Source organism: Citrobacter sp. Cpo109 (assembly GCF_030332565.1).
Classification (GTDB): Bacteria; Pseudomonadota; Gammaproteobacteria; order Enterobacterales; family Enterobacteriaceae; genus Citrobacter; species Citrobacter portucalensis.
Genome location: NZ_JAOWHQ010000042.1, coordinates 153,135 through 170,989 on the forward strand (window position 1 = coordinate 153,135; position 17,855 = coordinate 170,989).

Below are 17,855 nucleotides of genomic sequence, written 5' to 3' on the forward strand. Positions count from 1 at the left end.
TGATTACATACGTTCTACTGTTTCGATACCCAGTGTATCCAGACCCAGCTTCAGCGTTTTCGCCGTCAGCTGTGCCAGTTTCAGTCGGCTGTTACGAATCTCTTCGTTTTCAGCGCTGAGAATAGGGCAGTGCTCGTAGAAGCCGGAGAACAGACCAGCAACGTCGTACAGGTAAGCACACATCACGTGTGGCGTACCTTCACGTGCAACGACGGTCAGCGTTTCTTCAAACTGCAGCAGACGTGCCGCCAGTTGAGCCTCGCGATCTTCGCTGATGACGACCTGCGCATTTGCCAGCGCGCTTTCGTCGATATCTGCTTTACGGAACACGGACAGTACGCGGGTATAAGCGTACTGCATATATGGCGCGGTGTTACCTTCGAACGCCAGCATGTTGTCCCAGTCGAAGATGTAGTCGGTAGTACGGTTTTTGGACAGATCCGCGTATTTCACTGCGCCGATACCGACCGCATTTGCCAGTTTTTCCAGTTCGTCGGCAGGCATGTCCGGGTTTTTCTCCGCGACCAGACGACGTGCGCGCTCCAGCGCTTCATCCAGCAGATCGGCCAGTTTAACCGTGCCGCCCGCGCGGGTTTTGAACGGTTTACCATCTTTGCCCAGCATCATACCGAACATGTGGTGTTCCAGCGGCACTGAATCCGGCACATACCCGGCTTTACGTACGATGGTCCAGGCCTGCATTAAGTGCTGATGCTGACGGGAGTCGATGTAATACAGTACGCGGTCGGCATGCAGGGTTTCGTAACGATACTTGGCGCAGGCGATGTCGGTTGTGGTGTAGAGATAGCCGCCATCTTTCTTCTGAATGATAACGCCCATCGGTTCGCCTTCCTTGTTCTTATACTCATCAAGGAATACGACGGTAGCGCCTTCGCTTTCAACAGCCAGGCCTTTCGCCTTCAGATCGGCGACGATGCCAGGTAGCATCGGGTTGTACAGGCTTTCGCCCATGACGTCGTCACGGGTCAGGGTAACGTTGAGGCGATCGTAGGTTAACTGGTTCTGCGACATAGTAATGTCGACCAGTTTGCGCCACATCTCACGGAAGTATTCGTCACCGCCTTGCAGTTTCACGACATAACTACGGGCGCGTTCCGCGAAGGCTTCATCTTCGTCGTAATGTTTTTTCGCATCACGGTAGAAACCTTCCAGGTCAGCCAGCGCCATCTCTCCGGCATTTTCCTGCTGCTGTTTTTCCAGCCATGCGATGAGCATACCGAACTGAGTACCCCAGTCGCCGACGTGGTTAGCGCGAATAACGTTGTGACCGAGGAACTCCAGCGTACGCACCGCCGCGTCACCGATGATGGTGGAACGCAGGTGACCAACGTGCATCTCTTTCGCTACGTTAGGCGCGGAGTAGTCAACCACGACGGTTTGTTTAGCCGGTTGAGTGACGCCCAGACGATCGGAAGCCAGCGCCTGCTGAACGTGCTGCGCCAGAAATGCCGGATCGAGAAAAATATTGATAAAGCCCGGGCCTGCAATTTCAACTTTGCTGGCAATCCCGTTGAGATCCAGATGAGTCAGCACCTGCTCAGCCAGTTGTCGCGGCGCCATACCCAGTTTTTTAGCGACAGCCATCATGCCGTTAGCTTGATAGTCGCCGAACTGTACTTTTGCTGACTGACGAACCTGCGGTTCGCAATCTGCAGGCGCACCTGCAGCAATCATGGCCTGACTGACTTTTTCTGAGAGAAGAGCCTGAATATTCACCGGAATACCTTACATTTATGAAGCGGCCTAAAATTCACCGCACCAGTTTAAGAATTAAGGGCGGGAGTATACTGCAAATGCCCGTTGCCGTCAGCATTGTGTGTACCGCCAGTAGCCTGAAATATAAACAATGCAATGGCGTAAATTTATTCATGATGTGTTCGGAGAAAACAGCGGTTGGATGGCGCAGCGCAACAGAGTAAATTAGCGACTTTGAACATGGATATGAGCTTTTAATATGGCGAACTGGCAAACCGTTGCAGAACTACAGGATATTTCTGCAGATTTACCGCATTTCACGCAGGCATTAACGGAACTTTCTACCCGTCTTGGGCTGGATATCACAGGCCTGGAAGCCGATCACATTTCCTTGCGTTGCCATCAAAATACCACCGCAGAGCGCTGGCGTCGTGGGTTTGAACAGTGCGGTGAATTGTTGTCAGAAAACATCATTAACGGCAGACCTATTTGTCTTTTTAAACTGCATGAGCCGGTTTGTGTGCAACATTGGCAATTTTCCATCGTCGAACTGCCGTGGCCGGGCGAAAAACGCTACCCACATGAAGGCTGGGAACATATTGAAATTGTTCTGCCGGGAGAGGCGGAAACGCTGAATGCGCGCGCGCTGGCGCTGCTTTCCGATCACGGTCTGAGTCAACCGGGCATTTTTGTGAAAACCAGCTCGCCAAAAGGAGAGCGTGAGCGTTTACCGAATCCGACGCTGGCGGTTAGCGATGGCAGCGTGACGATAAAATTCCATCCGTGGTCGATTGAAACCATTGTGGCAAGCGAACGTCAGGAGTGAGCATGGCTATACTGGAAATCTGCTGTTACAGCATGGAGTGCGCGCGCACGGCGCAGCAAAACGGCGCGGATCGTATTGAGCTTTGTTCGGCACCCAAAGAAGGGGGCTTAACGCCGTCACTGGGTGTCTTGCGTTCTGTTCGCCAGCACATTTCGATTCCCGTCAATCCCATTATTCGCCCACGTGGAGGGGACTTTTGCTACACCGAAGGTGAATTCGCTGCAATGCTGGATGATATTGCGATGGTCAGGGAACTGGGATTCTCAGGGCTGGTGACCGGCATTTTAGATGTGGATGGCAATGTCGATATGCCGCGCATGGAGAAAATAATGATTGCCGCCGGTTCGCTGCAAGTCACTTTTCATCGGGCCTTTGATATGTGTGCTAACCCACTCAATGCGCTTAAAAAATTAGCTGATTTGGGCGTTGCCAGAGTACTCACTTCAGGGCAAAAATCAGATGCGGCGCAAGGTTTAACAAAAATAATGGAACTTATTGCGCAGCCCGGTGCTCCAATCATTATGGCCGGAGCGGGGGTTCGCGCCTCGAATTTGTCCCTGCTCCTTGATGCTGGAGTGCAGGAAGTCCACAGTTCTGCCGGAGTATGGCTGGCTTCACCAATGCGTTATCGCAATTCGGGGTTGTCGATGTCTTCGGATGCGCAGGCGGATGAGTATTCGCGCTATGCGGTAGACGGGACGGCGGTTGCTGAAATGAAAGCAATCATTGCACACCATCAGGCCAGCTGATTTTACCGTTGCATCATGTCGCCCAATATGATGCTTGCTCGTACCAGGCCCCTGCAATTTCAACAGGGGCCTTTTTTTCTCCTTCATATTTCAAGCCGCAGCAGCGTTGGCCGCCTCGCGCACCCCGGTCACGTAGTTATCTACGCTCCCGGGGATTTTCTGCGTTGCCGCCTTGCTGCAACTTGAACTATTTTGGAGAAACGGTGCTATACGTAACGGTCATTCGGCAATCTATTACGGCTTACGCGCAATCAATACTGCACGTAATGGGGCGGGGTAGCCTTCCACCGTTTTGCTGTGGTCGTTCGGATCGAGGAAGTCGGCCAGCGACTCGGTTACCATCCACTCGGTGCGGCGTTGCTCTTCGGTGGTGGTGACGCAGACATCGGCGATGCGCACATCAACAAAACCACATTTTTCCAGCCAGTTTTTTAGCGCCAGCGCAGACGGAATAAAGTAGACGTTACGCATCTGCGCGTAGCGATCGCCCGGCACCAGTACGGTATTTTCATCACCTTCGACGACCAGCGTTTCCAGCACCAGTTCGCCATCTTTAACCAACTGATCTTTTAACTGCCACAGGTGTTCCAGTGGCGATCGGCGGTGATAAAGCACGCCCATGGAGAACACAGTGTCAAAGGCGTTGAGCGCTGGAAGTTGCTCAATGCCCAGCGGCAGCAGGTGAGCGCGCTGGTCATTGCCCAGCAGTTTACGCACCGCCTCAAACTGGCACAGGAACAGTTGCGTAGGATCGATGCCAACCGCCAGATGCGCCCCCGCGCCAATCATGCGCCACATGTGATAGCCACTGCCGCAGCCGACGTCAAGAATGGTCCGCCCGGTGAGATCAGACAAGTGCGGCAGGACACGATCCCATTTCCAGTCGGAACGCCATTCGGTATCGATGTTGACGCCGTACAGCGAGTACGGTCCTTTACGCCATGGCATCAGGTTCCGCATCAGGGTGTCGATGCGTTTAAGCTGGCCTTCGCTGAGCGGTTCTTTACTTTCTGCGGTAACGCTGTGTAGTAAGTCCAGACGATGCGGCGTCAGCTCGGGCAGAAACTCGACGGCGTTTGACCATTGCTTAAAAAGACCGTGCTGATCGCGCTGCCAGGCAGCGATTTGCGCCGGAAGCGTTTCCAGCCAATGGGACAGATGATTTTTGGCAATCAACTGATAAAAGTTACCAAAATCGATCATGCGCTAACCTCAGCTTTCAACGCCACCAGAGAGCCAAAGTTGAAGCACTGGAACCACAATTCGCTGTGCTCAAAGCCGGCTTGATGCAGTCGCGCTTTGTGCGTTTCTACCGAGTCGGTCAGCATCACGTTTTCCAGCATGCTGCGTTTCTGGCTAATTTCCAGTTCGCTGTAGCCATTGGCCCGTTTGAAGTCGTGGTGCATGTTGAACAGCAACTCGCCAACGTTAGCGTCTTCGAAACTGAATTTTTCAGACAGCACCAGCGCGCCGCCGGGATTCAACCCTTGATAAATCTTATCCAACAATGCCTGGCGCTCAGGTGGCTCAAGGAATTGCAGGGTAAAATTCAGCACCACCATCGAGGCGTTTTCGATAGTAATGTTGCGAATATCGCCTTCGACAACCTCAACCGGGGTCGGTGCCTTATAGGCATCAATATGACGACGGCAGCGCTCAACCATCGCCGGGGAGTTATCGACGGCAATAATTTTGCAATTCTCGTGATGAATATTGCGACGCACCGAGAGCGTCGCCGCGCCCAGAGAACAGCCCAGATCGTAGACCTGCGTGTTGGGTTGTACGAAACGTTCGGCCAGCATGCCAATCATAGATATGATATTGGAATAGCCAGGAACGGAACGCTGGATCATATCCGGGAAGACTTCAGCTACCCGTTCATCAAAGGTCCAGTCACCCAGACTGGCGATAGGCGCAGAAAAAAGCGTGTCGCGGTGAGACATAACGTAAAAATCCGGGAAAAATAAAGTGGCGTATTGTGCGCTAATGCAGGGAGAAAACCAACTCCCAGGGCATATACCAAAGATTCGCCAGCACCATTAGCAACAGCGAACACCAGGTTGCGCTCATGCCTGAACGGCGCCAGCGGAAGAGCCGGTGGTGGAATCCGTAATAATGCATCAGACGTCCGGCAATCAACATCAGCCCGCAAATATGCACCATCCACGTCTCTGCGCCGTTCATTTCCATAAATAACAGCAGCACTAACGCGACGGGAATATATTCCACCGCATTACCGTGAATGCGGATAGCGCTTTGCAGTTCACTAAAACCTCCATCGCCATAGGCAACGCGATATTGCATGCGCAGGCGAACGACGTCAAAGGAGAACTTTATTAACAATAACGCACCCAATACGGCATAAAGCGCGCTTACCATACAAACTCCCTTTTAAAATGGCTGCTGGCACTGACTATGATAGGTGGCATTTTCAGAAAAGAGAAGATTGCTGTGGAATAGAGGGTGCTGATCCGATCTCTGGCAGAGCACTGTGTAAATCTGCCCATAGCGTATCAACAAGCTCCGGGGCTTGCGCGATGTCCGGCGTATGCAAAAACAGATACGGCGTCGTGGTGCGTTGCCATAGCGGCAGCTTGGTCAGCCAGACGGCAAAAAGGGCGCTGTTTTGTGCCATATCATCGCTACCGATAAAGCGTACCATCGGATGGTTTGCCGTCACCACAGCATGCACCGGAACCTTCGGTTTTTTGCGCTGAGCGTCACGTATTGCTTCAGTATGTGGGATTGCGGCATGCACCGGGCGGCTGTCCAGAATCACCCGGTTTACTCCACGCTCGTGTAAACCGCGATTAAATAGCTGTTCGGCTTCGCCTTTGGCAAAGAAGTCTGGATGGCGAACTTCCACACCGTAGGTAAAGGGTTTCGGGAGCGCATCGAGAAACTGCCACAGGGCAGGCAGGTCGCGTGGGCTAAAGGTCGCGGGTAATTGCAGCCAGTATTGTCCAATGCGCGATTCCAGCGGCGACATACGCGTAAAAAATTCCTGTACCAGGTCATCACAATTACGCAGCGCGGCCTGGTGCGAGATGGTCGCCGGAAACTTAAAACAAAATCGAAACGCATCGGTGGTCTGCGCCTGCCAGCGGGCAACAATATCGGCTTTAGGCAGCGCATACAGCGTGGTATTGCCCTCCACGCAGTTAACATGACGGGCGTTAGGGGTTAACTTACTGATTTTAATAATCCTCCCGTACTGTTCTCGTGGCTATGGGGCATCAATGGGGCAAAATCTGCCAGCTTCTGATTCAGCATTGCGATCTGCTCTGCGCTGCTGTCAGCCATCCATGCACCGTAAACATTGAACACCATCTGCGCGCTCGCATGCCCCATCTGACTGGCAATAAAACTCGGGTTTGCACCAGCAGATAATGACCAGCACGCATAGGTATGTCGTGACTGGTACGCCTTTCTGTGTCTGATCCCCGCGCGCTTTAGTGCCGCTTCCCATGAGTCGCCTACTGAATCGACCCGGTAGATAAATCCGACCTGCTTACTGCGTCTGACTACATGCGGGTTAAAGACGAATGTACACTCATGGTTCACCGAACGGCCGTACTCACGTAACTGCACTTCAATGTGATATTGCCTGCCCAGCCTTGTCATTTCAGCCTGATTTTTCAGGATACTGATTGCGGGCTGGATAAGATGCACTACTCGATCTGTGCTTGCCTCGGTTTTCGGTAGAGTGAACTCACCAAGTTTCGTATAATTACGCCTGACGGTAATTGTTCCCGCCTTCAGGTCGATATCTTCCCAGGCCAGGGAGACCAGTTCCCCGTGACGCATTCCTGTGTACACTGCTAATGACCACAGGTTTTTCGTCTGCTGATGCCGGCATGCATCTATCAGGCGAATAAATTCATCACGAGACAGAGGATCTGGTTCTGCCCTGGCTTTTTTCAGAGGCTTAATTCCCTCGAATGGGTTCACCTCTAAGTAACCGTGATCCGCAGCAAACTGAAACATTCCGGCCATTGTCGTCATGTAATAGTTCACGGTAACAACGCTTCGCCCTTTTGCCGGGACTTTGTTTTTCGTCGGATTCTGGTAACCAGTTAGCAAATCTTTCCTGAGATACAGCAATTCCTCTTTGGTTACTGCTGATACCAAGCGATTACCTCCGATCCTCGGCACCATATTCCTTGCGACAGACTCATAGCGATTGAATGCGTTCGCGCAGATTTCCATCCGTTTCAGATCCAGCCATTTTTCTTCAAGTTCTTTCACTGTAATGTCTTTTTTACTTACACCAAAAGCCTTGAGGTTAGGGGAGTCAGGAAACTGGGTTGCATAATCAAAGGTTCCTGTGCGGATGGCAAAACATACTGATGTCCGCAGTTCCCCGGCTATCTTCCTGTTCTTAGCGGTGTCAGGGACACCGAGACTTTCCCTGACACGCTTACCTTTAAAATTAAACCAGATGCGTAAAGTGCCACCGTGGTTTTCGACGCCTGTTGGATATGTGACTTTATCCATTGGTGTTACCTCCAGACGCCCAAGAGCGATACGAGCTTACCTTTTTCATGGCATCAAATCACCCTGGCTGCTTGCTTTTCATTGAAGCGACCCAGGCATCTACAGCCTTTCTGTTATACATGCACTCACTGGAAGGTTTAGGATTTCCGTCAGGCGATACGTGGATATACTCCCTCCCAATCATCCAGCATTCTTTTCTGGCACGGAGGATGGTTCCGGGTTTGAGCCCGGTAACCGCGATCAGAACGCTTTCACAAACCCAATCGTTGGGAGCTAACTGGAAAATATTGCTCATAGTTATTTCTCCATTATCCCGGCTGCACCCGGGGAAACTTTAGCTGTTGCTGGTGGTTGGTATTAGTTTCTGCCAAATCGCTGAAACATATTTCGCCTGGTGGCGGGCATCAGCCAGTGCGTTATGTGCTACCCCATCAAATGGCATATCACGCTTAGGATCGAAACCTACAACTCTGCCTAATGTGACGATGGTTCTGACGTCGTGATCATTCCAAAATTGCCATGGGCAAACCTGGCCGGCACGCTCATATGCGCCGCGCAATATAACGTTGTCGAAAGTAGCTCCATTGCCCCAAACTTTTAAATATTTCGGGTTATCAGAATGCCGGTTAATGAAATGGCTCAGTTCAGATAGGGCAGACGATATCGGCATCGCATCATCAACACAGATTGCTGATCGTGCTTCTGAGCTTTGTCTTAACCACCACAGAATAGTGTCACCATCCGGCACCGCTCCCTGCTCCATAGTGCTTTCAAGGTTAACGGCGGTGTAAAACTCCTGACCCAGTTCACCGCTTTGCGGATCGAAGAACACGGCACCAATGGAGACGATAGGGGCATTCGGTTTTTTGCCCATGGATTCGAGGTCGATCATTAAATTGTTCACGTTATACATTCTCCTGCTGCGGTGCTGCTGCGAAATGCTCGACACCTTTAGCCCAAATAGCCTTGATATTCGTCCAACTGACTGGCACTGTTATCTCAATTCGACCGCTGCCGTCGCATGTTTCGCAATCATCATCACCAAAACACTCTGGGCAGTTTATAAATTTCGTTTCTGAAAACTCACCGGACAGCACTCTTTTTGCGCCGTTCTCAGCGGTTAGTTTCTTCGGGACCAGCACGTAACCATCCTGAGTTACCGGAGAGTTGCCAGCCTGAGCAGTAGGCGTGTTCATGTGGTTATTCCATGAGCCAATTTCGTCAGTCGCTTGGCGGTGAACGTAAAGCGGAATCACAGCATCTCCCATTGGCTGAGACAGGCACTTAAGATGAAGTTCACCCATCTTGGCATAAGCCAGAGTTTCCTCAGCGGCATAAAGCACAGGCTCAGCACCAAACACTGCTATAGCCCCATCAATCACCTTCACAGCATCAGCCATTGCGTATCCGAGATTACCGCCGTCGCTTTGTGCTGCTGCTTTGCTGAGTATTTCGCTTATCTGGTGCAGGCGATCGAGTGATACAGGACCGTGCGCCGGGTGGTTGTTAGTTGTCATGGGTTAGTCCTCACGGTTCTAAACAATACTGATTGCTGAAAGCCGGTAAGAAACCATAGCCCATCGACTCGCTGGCTCATCTCGTACCAGTCTTCCGGGTTAAGGTCGGACACGAGGTTGTCACCACAAATACAAATATCAGGTCCGCGTTTCTCGGAATCATAAATATCACCTGGTGAAAACCACTCAGGATTAGTGGAATGAACGCACTCCATTTTGGTTACGTCAGCCATCTCACTCCCCCTTCACGCCAATGCCAGCGAGCCAGTTACGAACGCTGATAAACTCGGCATTCCTAAATCCGCTTTTGACGTAGATGAATGGCAGTCGTAGGTTGTGGCCATTACATGCCAGGTAGTCATTGCATCCCTGTTCGGTGAAACAGCAGGTAACGAAATCATCAATTTCTTTCACGGCAACTCTGCGCCATTTTTCAGGTGGTTCACGGAAGTTTTCATGGAGCAATTCAAGGCGCATTCGTTGGCGCTCATTAGCTTCGTTACCATCTTCATCAATCCAAACGATGCGGTCATAGTCGTAATCAGCATCAACAACGATTTCGCGCTTTTGGTAAACGCAAAACATCGGGTCGGATGTAATACGGTTATCCTGCGATAAAATGTTTTTGCCGATGACACTGAACGATTCTGGCGCGGATTTTGCCTCCAGTTCTGTGATAAGTGCCATGGCTTCACTTTCCTTCAAAATTACGGAGTCATAGCTTTCAATCTGCTTTTTGATTTTGGCAATTAGCACTTCAAGTGATTTGCTCATTGTGCAGTTCCCTGTCTTGCTCTATTCAACAGCTGGTTAAACATCATGGTTAGGCTGTTACTGCATCCAAACGGCATATCGTTAACACGGTATGTTGGAATGCCCTTGCGAACACCAGACTTCACGATCCTGCCAGTGGTAAAGAGTTGCGATAACGAACCAGCGATCGAAGCTGTTTTTTTGTTTAAACCCTTAGCTATTTCAGCGCTGGTGGCGTTGGGGTGAGCCTGGAGATATTCAAATACGGTCATGGCGTTTTACCTTTACGTTCCTGTTCCAGTTGCACCAGAGACTCTTTTAATGCTGCGAACGTAGCTTCCAGTCTGGTGGCGACTTCGCGCATAAGCGGTGCATGCTTTGGTGGCAATTCAGCAACGGAGGCAAAAGCCTCCGCTACGAGTTCTTTTACCTTCATGCGGCGCATTGGCGCAGCTCCACCAGTTCGTTAAAGCGATTCATGAACAGGCCATAGGCTTGACCAGGACGGAGAGGAATAACCTGAACGAGATCAGAGCAGGGAATACCTTCGAGAATTTCCCACTTCGAACCGTCATCGATTTCCAGATCACGGCGCTCGGTAGCTAACATGGTTAGATCGGCATATTTCACGACGGCAGCTTGCTCAAGCTGGATACCGAATTTAAAGCGGATAAGACCATCAATATAAGTTTCCATGCGCTGGTAGTCAGGCAGCAAGGCTTTGAGCGGGGCTGGAATATCCTGGCAATATGCCTCCGCAGCGTCGTGCATCAGCGCTTCAAAGGCGAACTCTGGCGGAACAATCTGGCTTACAAGCACAGAGTGCTGGGCCACGCTGTAGAACTCTGGCAGATGCCCAGCGAATCGACAGATGTTGGAAAGAGCAGTCGCGATATCCTCAACATCGATATCGTCGATAGTGGCGGTCAGGTAGTTAAATTTTTTACCGGATAATGTCTGAATGTAGCTCATGGTTTTCTCCATATTGGCGCGCTGCACCGCGCAAACTTATTGGCCTGAATATTTAAAACAGACCACCTTGGTTTTTAGGTTGATTGCGTTTACTTTTCGTGACTTCAGTTTTCGAAACCTGTTTATCTGCCCATGCTTTCGCATGCCTCATCACGTCATCAAAAATTGCACCCTTTTTACTGGCTTGTGACATGCGCTTATATAAATCAATCGCTTGCCATGCCCCCCCTGCGCTACTGAAGAAGAAAAGCCTTGTTTTATAAGGATTTCCCTGACATTCTTCTCAATAAATTCGATATGATTCATCTGCCCTCCGAACCAACCTTCGCCAGATTTGGAGTGCAGCAACCCAACCCATGCTTATGGGGTAATTGCTGCCTGGTGTTTATCGCTTGGCTTCGCCGCCGAGAGAGGTTGTTAATCCGTTAATGAGAGAGATAAGCTCGCCGGTCATTAGAACAAAGTCAGCGTCGAACCGCTGAGCCGCATCCTCACGGTCGATATCGTCGTTTTGTTCTGTAATCTCATTAGAGAACTTAAGGCGTTTGATGCTGCCGTCATCGCAAAGAACGAACTGAATGCGCTGTTGCCAGTCGATAGACAGCTTTGTAACTACTTTGCCAGCTTCCAGATGCACATGAATTTCGTCGCTGACCAGAGCCTGTTTTTTAAAGCGTCCGATACCGCCATTTTCAAGAATGGCTTTCAGTTCGGCTTCATCACCCAGGCCAAAGCCAGCAGGCGCACTACCGGAACGAACCCATTCGGTCATAGTTAGTTCGATCGGCGTTTCCATAGTCAGCGGTACCACCGGGAGAGAACCGAGAGTTTTACGAAGCAGGGCCAGTGAGTCTTCGGCACGTTTAGCGCTGGCTGCATCAACCATGATCAGACCGTCGGTGACGTTGATCCACAAACTAACAGTCGAGTTTTTGGAGAACGCCCGAGGAAGCAGGGAGTGCAACACTTCATCACGCAGCGAATCTTTCTCAGTTTTTTTGAGGCGACGCCCCTGATCGGATTCCAGACGCGACACACGCTTGCGCAGTTCTTCAGCAATGACAGGAGATGGCAGTATTTTTTCTTCCCGGCGAATAACCAACAACACTTGATTATTGACAGTGTGATGCAAGCGATCTGACAGCTGACCAAGTGGTGATACCCAACCGGTTTTTGCCATATCCTGGCTACCGCAAGGAGTGAAGCGAAATAGTTCAAGCTGCTGTTCCAGCTCTTCCTGGTTGATGGTGAAATCGCGACTAATGCGATACACCAACATATTTTTGAAAAACGGATTGTTCATTCTCGGTTCCTCAACGCCTCTGCACCGGCGCTAAAAAGTTAGTTTCTCCATACACAACAGAGAAGGGCACCTGCATTGGTCGGCGGCTTGCAGAGACCGCTTTCTTTTTGCCCGGGTGGATTGGGTTATGAGCCCGTCGCCCGGTGATGCCCTTTTCTGTTGTGCCCTGAAAAAGGCTGGCGGTTACCGGACAAACGGGAAAACACCGGGCCGCCAGAACAGGGAGTTAATTGTTATTGCTTTGGCCTGCTTTTAACCACATCAGGCGCGGTGGATCCTGCTATTCCCCAACAGTCAGGAATGCGATAATCTGGATACCCCCAATAGTCATAAGGAACTGAGATGCAATATCTTGATTACGAAGAGAAGCACATGCCGGTTCAGCAAAGGCCACCGGCTCCACCAAAAGAAGACTGAGGTGTTATATGAACCGGGACGATTTGGAGTTTGATATCAACTATTCGTATTTCATTGAAAAAATGAATTACACCCTTCTGAACCGAATAGATAAAAGCATTACCCTTATCCTTATCGTCTTGGGCTTTTCTGTCTTTGCTCCATTCAGCAATATGTTTATTTTTGGTGTTTCTGTTGCCGTTCTGTCTGTACTTCAGCTGGTTTATCAATTTGGGCAAGAAGCGGGGTTATCTAAGGAGCAAATGAGGCAATACAAGCGTTTACTTGTTGAATTCTCAATTCTTCCTGATGATGAACTAAGAGCCAGATATCTGAAGATCCAGGATGCCGACAGTAACCCTTGGCGGTCGCTGCAAGATGCTGCATTTAAGCGAACCTGCATCGCTCTGGGACGTAATGATGATTCTGAAATATCATTCATACACAGCGTGATTGCCTGGATTGCGGGTGACCTGCCCCGAACAAAAAAGGTGAAAAAAGATGTCAAAACCCGTGCCGATAATTCCTAACCATCGTCCCCCGAAACCCAGACCACCAGCACCTAAAGGATGAGATTTTACTGATGGACCACTCATCTCCTCATCCAGACAGGCATGGACACGTACCTACACAACCGCGTCCTCCTGCGCCACCAAGTAAATAAACAATTACTTTGGTTGGGGTATCCAGATTGTTAAAGAGCTAAGCGTCCGATGGGCGCTTTTTTGTTGCCTGCGAATCATCCGGTTATTCATACGCCACCGGCGGCTACTTCGTGGGCGTCCTGCCTGTTCGCTTTCGATGCAATGACTATAGCTACTTTAAGTAGATAATTGCAACAACAAAAAGTAGAAAAATGAAATTTTTAGTAGTGTAGTGTTATGAGGTGAGGAATTGGAGGCGTAAAAAAACCGGCTTTCGCCGGTTTCTTGATGAATTAATTATTAGCCAAACTCTATCATTTTTAGAGGTAAGCATCTGATTAGCTTGCCGAATATGTATAGTTCATTCATTTCATGCTCCTCTATGAAGAAGGGCGGGTAATGTTCATTGTCTGAAAGAACTGCCAGTCGGCGCCCTTTTACCTTCTGCAAACGTTTAACGAACGTACTGTCTTCAAAATTGAACACATAAACGCCGTCGCCGCTGAATTGTTCAACCTTGCTGTCTATGAAAAGCAGGTCCTTTGGGCAAAGCGTGGGCATCATGCTATCGCCATCAACATTTATCATGACGATGCCATCAAGGCTTCTACGACCAAACAACTCGAAGATCCTCTCTTCTGGAATCTCTATTGAGCTCACTATTGTAGGGAATGGTTGGTTTATATATCCGGAACCGGCTGAAGCATGAACATCCAATTGCTCTATTCTGACCGTGCCTTTGGCTGGCGCGTCGCCACCATTAACAGGCACACCATAATCAAGATAAGCCGGTGAGACGGCAAGTCTTTCTGCAATTCGAATCATCTTCTCATCTCTCGGCTTTGCAGTACCAAGAGTGTAGCGCCGCGCCATCTCATACGAGACACCACTGAACTCTGACAATTCTTTAACTCCAATAGATTGCTCTTGGAGAGACCTGTTTAGCCTTTCGGCAAAGTCTTTGTATTTAGCATTTTCCACCATAAGTAGAAGATTAAGCGCACAAGGCATAGTTGTCATTTCTATTTTAAGTTGCTAATAATTGCTACTATAAGTAGTATTGATGCAGGCTTAGTCATAGGAGAACACATGTCATCTCAACACAAGAATGTAACAGCTAAAGCTGTGAAGGCGATCGGGTCGATTTCAGAGGTATCAAGGCGGTTTGAATTCCAATCAGTTCAATCTGTTGCGAACTGGATTGCAAAGAACCGAGTACCTTCTGAAAGAGTTATTCAACTCTGCCAATGGGGCGGATGGGTAGTAACTCCCCATCAATTACGACCTGATATTTATCCGAACAAAAATGACGGCATACCTTCCGCTAACAACAATAGTCAACTTTAAGTTGATTATTAACTACCAGAGGGAAATCAACATGGTAGACAGCATAAATACAGCAATCCGCCTGATGTGTAAGGCACACAAGCATGGTCGCTTAGGTATGGCTTCCGATTTAGGGATGACTATCGACCAGTTCCACAACCACCTGTACCAGAAGTGTGGCAGTCGGTTCTTTACCTTGGCAGAACTGGAACGGATGGAGGACCTGTCTGGTTCTTGTTACTTGGCCGAGTACCAGGCGAACCGCAAAGGGAAATGGCTGGTGGATGTTCCAACTGCTGAGAGCCTGGATAACGTTGAGCTGTACAGCATTGAGATGAAAGCGGCAGCAGCATCTGGTGAGCTGGCTAATGCCAAGATGGCAGCAGCGGCTGATGGGGTAATTGATTCATCAGAGCGCAAAACGCTTTCAGAATTATTCAGTAAGAAGCTCCGCCACCAGATTCACGGGTTCCTGGGATTTATGGCGCTTTATGGGGTTGGTGTTTCAGATCAGGCGATTGACGTATTCGTTTCAACAGGCAGAAAAGGTGACGCCCGCGAGTGTGCAGCTCCGGGCGCCTTGGCGTGTCGTATCAGTGGAGAAACTAACGCATGAACAGTGTAAACCGATTCAGACCAGCTAAGCAATTCAGATGTTTGCCGCCGGTGGGTAAAGATGCCCAGTTCGGCTATGTGGAAATCATAAATAACGCGGCTGATGGAGGCAACTACCAGCCAGCAGACTTGATGGTAGAAGCATTTGTTCAGATGAACGAGAAGGGGCGCGAGGAATGGCTGAAGTTAACCGGCGGTTCAGAGATCACTACGGAGTTCCCGTCAGAGTTGTCCGCTGGGAGCCAGATACACAGCGCGTTATATACCTTCGCGAAGGGTACGATCATGAGTGCTTCAGCCCTCTTGAACAATTCCAGCGTAAATTTACAGAATTAAAGGACGACCATGAGCACTAAATTAACCGGTTACGTATGGGATGCATGCGCTTCGTCAGGCATGAAGTTATCCAGCGTTGCCATCATGGCGCGTCTGGCCGACTTCAGTAGTGATGAGGGTGTTAGCTGGCCGTCTATTGGCACGATCGCACGTCAAATCGGTGCTGGAGAAAGTACGGTAAGGACGGCCCTTGCTCAGCTTGAGAAGGATGGCTGGCTTTCCCGTAAGCAGCGCCGTAATGGGAACCGTAACGCATCGAACGTATATCAGCTTAACGTCGTTAAGTTGCGAGAGGCTGCTTTTTCTCACCTGTCAGAATCTGACGCATCAAAATCTGACCCGTCAAAATCTGATGCATCAAAATCCGACCCGTCAAAATTTGAGGCGTCGAAATCCAGCAAAAAAGGCGGTTTTGACCCGTCAGAATCTGGTGGGGATCCGTCAGTAAAATCAAAACAAGAACCACAAGTAAATTCAAAACCTATTAGTCCGGTTGCGAGGCAACCAGACCAGGTCGATTCAGAATCTCTGGTCCTGGATCATTTCAATCGGGTAACGAACTCAAACTACGGGAAGGGTGGCAGAACAAAATCCACGTTGGGTTATATCCGTGGACGCCTGGCTGAAGATTACAGCCCTGAAGACCTGATACTGGTGGTCGATTACCTGAACGAGAAATGGGCGAACGACCCAAAAATGTCGGATTACCTGCGTCCGAAGACGCTCTTTGCTCCTGAGAACTGCGTTGAGTATTTCGAGAAAGCCAAGAAATGGGATTCAGCTGGACGCCCATCCTGGATGAACGGGAAGTGGGAACGCGAAGCCGCAGGCTTCAAATCCAAATACGAATGTGATACCCGCATTCCTGATGGATTCAGGGGGTAATGATGAGCATTCTGAAAACGGTACAGATGTTTATTGCCATGAACCCCGGCTCCACGACCAGGGACATCATCGAAGGTCTGACCCAGTTCAGCCAGGACAGGCTCCAACTCGCCGTTTGCCGCCTGCATGGTTCTGGAATGGCAACGCGCAAACGCGACGGGCGACAATTCCGTTACTACGCGGAACCGCCAGCAGATTGCCACTTCGAAGTGTTTGAACCAACTCCTGAAGTCAGCGCCCTGATGGAAACGGCAAAAGGTCTGGAGTCGAAAGGTCTTTTTCACCGTGCCGCGACAATTTACATGGAGGCGTTCAGCGCATCAGCCATTGAATCAGAGCGAGCAGCAATACTGGCAGAACGTCAGCGCTGTCTTGGCCTGGCTAAGCCTGTAGTTATTGCCGACGACGGATGTTATCTGGCTGGTCGATTTTCGGGAGGTCGCTAATGGTCTACTCACTGATTTACGCCGATCCGCCGTGGGAATACGGAAACACCATCAGCAATGGTGCAGCGGAAAACCATTACGGCACGATGAAACTCATCGACATAAAACGCCTGCCTGTCTGGGAGCTGGCTGCGGAAGATTCCGTTCTGGCCATGTGGTTCACTGGTACACATACACGTGAAGCGATCGAACTTGCTGAGGCATGGGGTTTTAAGGTTCGGACCATGAAGGGATTCACCTGGGTGAAGTTTAACTCACTGGCTGAGCAGCACATCAACAAAGCGCTTCAGGCTGGTGGAGTAGAGGACTTTTACGACTTCCTCGACCTGTTGAACGCTCAGACACGAATGAACGGTGGTAACCATACTCGCGCCAATACCGAGGATCTGCTAATTGCCACCAGAGGGAAGGGTCTTGAGCGTCAGAACGCCAGCATAAAACAGGTTATCTACAGTCCACTCGGCGAGCACAGCCAGAAGCCTGCAGAAGCGCGTTACCGTCTGGAGCAATTATACGGCGATGTTCCACGCATTGAGCTGTTCAGCCGTTGCAGTGCACCTGGCTGGCACCACTGGGGAAATCAGGCAGAAAACCCTGATGTAATCATGTCTCCTGGTTACGTTGGTAAACCTGCTCCGCTGCTGGAGGTGGCTTATGCAGGACGTTGAAGCACGTAACGCCCTTCGTAACATCGCCAGAAGATGCAACGAGGAAATAACCGCTAAACGCAAGGCTAACCCTGGTATGAATTGTGACGAAATAGCCAGGCCAATTTTTAACGATGCCATGGGGATGGTTAAGCAGCTCGGCTTTACGCCATCTCATTTGTATCTCGAAGTCGGGATTCTGAACAAGCGGATTAAGGAGCGCTGAA

At 50.1% G+C, this 17,855-nt stretch carries 25 protein-coding genes and 1 pseudogene; 10 read left to right on the plus strand and 16 right to left on the minus strand.

Annotated features, from left to right (window positions below):
- Positions 1-3 precede the first annotated feature (3 nt).
- Positions 4-1,737 carry an arginine--tRNA ligase gene (argS, locus tag OGY71_RS02120; RefSeq protein WP_003833857.1) on the minus strand — a complete coding sequence of 578 codons (1,734 nt, stop codon included), beginning with the start codon at positions 1,735-1,737 and terminating at the stop codon, positions 4-6.
- Positions 1,738-1,975: 238 nt separating this feature from the next.
- Here argS and OGY71_RS02125 point away from each other — a divergent pair, with 238 nt between their 5' ends.
- Both OGY71_RS02125 and cutC read left to right on the plus strand, forming a co-directional pair.
- The gene (locus OGY71_RS02125) at positions 1,976-2,542 is read left to right on the plus strand and encodes a VOC family protein (RefSeq protein ID WP_003833855.1); all 567 of its coding nucleotides are present in this window, start codon (positions 1,976-1,978) and stop codon (positions 2,540-2,542) included.
- 2 nt (positions 2,543-2,544) lie between these two features.
- A complete protein-coding gene (cutC, locus tag OGY71_RS02130) occupies positions 2,545-3,291 on the plus strand; it encodes a copper homeostasis protein CutC (RefSeq protein WP_286612744.1) in 747 nt (248 codons plus the stop codon).
- A 234-nt stretch (positions 3,292-3,525) separates the two neighbouring features.
- On the opposite strand, the gene cmoB is transcribed toward cutC, so the two are convergent.
- The 14 genes and pseudogenes from cmoB to rdgC form a co-directional block, all read right to left on the minus strand.
- Complete coding sequence (gene cmoB, locus OGY71_RS02135) at positions 3,526-4,494, minus strand: tRNA 5-methoxyuridine(34)/uridine 5-oxyacetic acid(34) synthase CmoB (RefSeq protein ID WP_003833851.1); 969 nt, start codon at positions 4,492-4,494, stop codon at positions 3,526-3,528.
- Positions 4,491-5,234, minus strand: a complete 744-nt coding sequence (gene cmoA / locus OGY71_RS02140) for a carboxy-S-adenosyl-L-methionine synthase CmoA (RefSeq protein WP_003034686.1) — start codon at positions 5,232-5,234, stop codon at positions 4,491-4,493. Before cmoA ends, cmoB begins: the two co-directional genes overlap by 4 nt.
- A gap of 40 nt (positions 5,235-5,274) precedes the next feature.
- Positions 5,275-5,670, minus strand: a complete 396-nt coding sequence (locus OGY71_RS02145; RefSeq protein ID WP_003833847.1) for an MAPEG family protein — start codon at positions 5,668-5,670, stop codon at positions 5,275-5,277.
- Positions 5,671-5,722: 52 nt separating this feature from the next.
- Positions 5,723-6,496: a DUF72 domain-containing protein gene (locus OGY71_RS02150; RefSeq protein WP_166465560.1), complete on the minus strand. Its 774-nt coding sequence runs from the start codon at positions 6,494-6,496 to the stop codon at positions 5,723-5,725.
- Positions 6,475-7,788 carry a tyrosine-type recombinase/integrase gene (locus OGY71_RS02155; RefSeq protein WP_048216129.1) on the minus strand — a complete coding sequence of 438 codons (1,314 nt, stop codon included), beginning with the start codon at positions 7,786-7,788 and terminating at the stop codon, positions 6,475-6,477. The genes OGY71_RS02150 and OGY71_RS02155 overlap by 22 nt, the downstream gene beginning before the upstream one ends.
- A gap of 58 nt (positions 7,789-7,846) precedes the next feature.
- Entirely contained in the window at positions 7,847-8,083 is a 237-nt protein-coding gene (locus tag OGY71_RS02160) for an excisionase family protein (protein ID WP_003839185.1), read from the minus strand.
- A gap of 39 nt (positions 8,084-8,122) precedes the next feature.
- Positions 8,123-8,692, minus strand: a complete 570-nt coding sequence (locus OGY71_RS02165; protein ID WP_286612747.1) for a 3'-5' exonuclease — start codon at positions 8,690-8,692, stop codon at positions 8,123-8,125.
- Between the two features lies 1 nt (position 8,693).
- On the minus strand, positions 8,694-9,305 hold the full coding sequence (locus tag OGY71_RS02170; RefSeq protein WP_286612748.1) for a hypothetical protein: 612 nt from the start codon (positions 9,303-9,305) through the stop codon (positions 8,694-8,696).
- Positions 9,302-9,538, minus strand: a complete 237-nt coding sequence (locus OGY71_RS02175; RefSeq protein WP_044701701.1) for a hypothetical protein — start codon at positions 9,536-9,538, stop codon at positions 9,302-9,304. The genes OGY71_RS02170 and OGY71_RS02175 overlap by 4 nt, the downstream gene beginning before the upstream one ends.
- A 1-nt stretch (position 9,539) precedes the next feature.
- Positions 9,540-10,055, minus strand: a pseudogene (locus tag OGY71_RS02180) (hypothetical protein); the annotation flags it as partial.
- A 20-nt stretch (positions 10,056-10,075) separates the two neighbouring features.
- Positions 10,076-10,330, minus strand: coding sequence for a hypothetical protein (locus OGY71_RS02185; RefSeq protein WP_286612751.1), 255 nt, complete (start codon positions 10,328-10,330; stop codon positions 10,076-10,078).
- Complete coding sequence (locus OGY71_RS02190; RefSeq protein WP_001253787.1) at positions 10,327-10,503, minus strand: hypothetical protein; 177 nt, start codon at positions 10,501-10,503, stop codon at positions 10,327-10,329. The genes OGY71_RS02185 and OGY71_RS02190 overlap by 4 nt, the downstream gene beginning before the upstream one ends.
- Positions 10,491-11,030, minus strand: a complete 540-nt coding sequence (locus OGY71_RS02195) for a hypothetical protein (protein ID WP_104651387.1) — start codon at positions 11,028-11,030, stop codon at positions 10,491-10,493. The genes OGY71_RS02190 and OGY71_RS02195 overlap by 13 nt, the downstream gene beginning before the upstream one ends.
- A gap of 385 nt (positions 11,031-11,415) precedes the next feature.
- Positions 11,416-12,333 carry a recombination-associated protein RdgC gene (gene rdgC / locus OGY71_RS02200; RefSeq protein ID WP_086538506.1) on the minus strand — a complete coding sequence of 306 codons (918 nt, stop codon included), beginning with the start codon at positions 12,331-12,333 and terminating at the stop codon, positions 11,416-11,418.
- 425 nt (positions 12,334-12,758) lie between these two features.
- Between rdgC and OGY71_RS02205 the strand changes: the two genes are divergently transcribed.
- Positions 12,759-13,259, plus strand: a complete 501-nt coding sequence (locus OGY71_RS02205; RefSeq protein ID WP_048217444.1) for a hypothetical protein — start codon at positions 12,759-12,761, stop codon at positions 13,257-13,259.
- A 414-nt stretch (positions 13,260-13,673) separates the two neighbouring features.
- On the opposite strand, the gene OGY71_RS02210 is transcribed toward OGY71_RS02205, so the two are convergent.
- Positions 13,674-14,393 (minus strand): LexA family transcriptional regulator, encoded by a 720-nt coding sequence (locus OGY71_RS02210; protein ID WP_032140310.1) that lies wholly within the window; start codon positions 14,391-14,393, stop codon positions 13,674-13,676.
- 69 nt (positions 14,394-14,462) lie between these two features.
- Between OGY71_RS02210 and OGY71_RS02215 the strand changes: the two genes are divergently transcribed.
- From OGY71_RS02215 to OGY71_RS02245, 7 genes are all read left to right on the plus strand, one after another.
- A complete protein-coding gene (locus tag OGY71_RS02215) occupies positions 14,463-14,720 on the plus strand; it encodes a transcriptional regulator (protein WP_024195799.1) in 258 nt (85 codons plus the stop codon).
- A gap of 31 nt (positions 14,721-14,751) precedes the next feature.
- Positions 14,752-15,315, plus strand: a complete 564-nt coding sequence (locus tag OGY71_RS02220; RefSeq protein ID WP_016240141.1) for a YmfL family putative regulatory protein — start codon at positions 14,752-14,754, stop codon at positions 15,313-15,315.
- A gap of 175 nt (positions 15,316-15,490) precedes the next feature.
- Positions 15,491-15,670 (plus strand): DUF4222 domain-containing protein, encoded by a 180-nt coding sequence (locus OGY71_RS02225; protein WP_071840634.1) that lies wholly within the window; start codon positions 15,491-15,493, stop codon positions 15,668-15,670.
- Positions 15,660-16,535, plus strand: a complete 876-nt coding sequence (locus tag OGY71_RS02230; protein WP_115207171.1) for a conserved phage C-terminal domain-containing protein — start codon at positions 15,660-15,662, stop codon at positions 16,533-16,535. The genes OGY71_RS02225 and OGY71_RS02230 overlap by 11 nt, the downstream gene beginning before the upstream one ends.
- Positions 16,535-16,981, plus strand: coding sequence for a hypothetical protein (locus OGY71_RS02235; RefSeq protein ID WP_286612756.1), 447 nt, complete (start codon positions 16,535-16,537; stop codon positions 16,979-16,981). The genes OGY71_RS02230 and OGY71_RS02235 overlap by 1 nt, the downstream gene beginning before the upstream one ends.
- Positions 16,981-17,649: an MT-A70 family methyltransferase gene (locus tag OGY71_RS02240; protein WP_286612758.1), complete on the plus strand. Its 669-nt coding sequence runs from the start codon at positions 16,981-16,983 to the stop codon at positions 17,647-17,649. The genes OGY71_RS02235 and OGY71_RS02240 overlap by 1 nt, the downstream gene beginning before the upstream one ends.
- On the plus strand, positions 17,636-17,854 hold the full coding sequence (locus OGY71_RS02245) for a hypothetical protein (RefSeq protein WP_196027084.1): 219 nt from the start codon (positions 17,636-17,638) through the stop codon (positions 17,852-17,854). The genes OGY71_RS02240 and OGY71_RS02245 overlap by 14 nt, the downstream gene beginning before the upstream one ends.
- Position 17,855 lies beyond the last annotated feature (1 nt).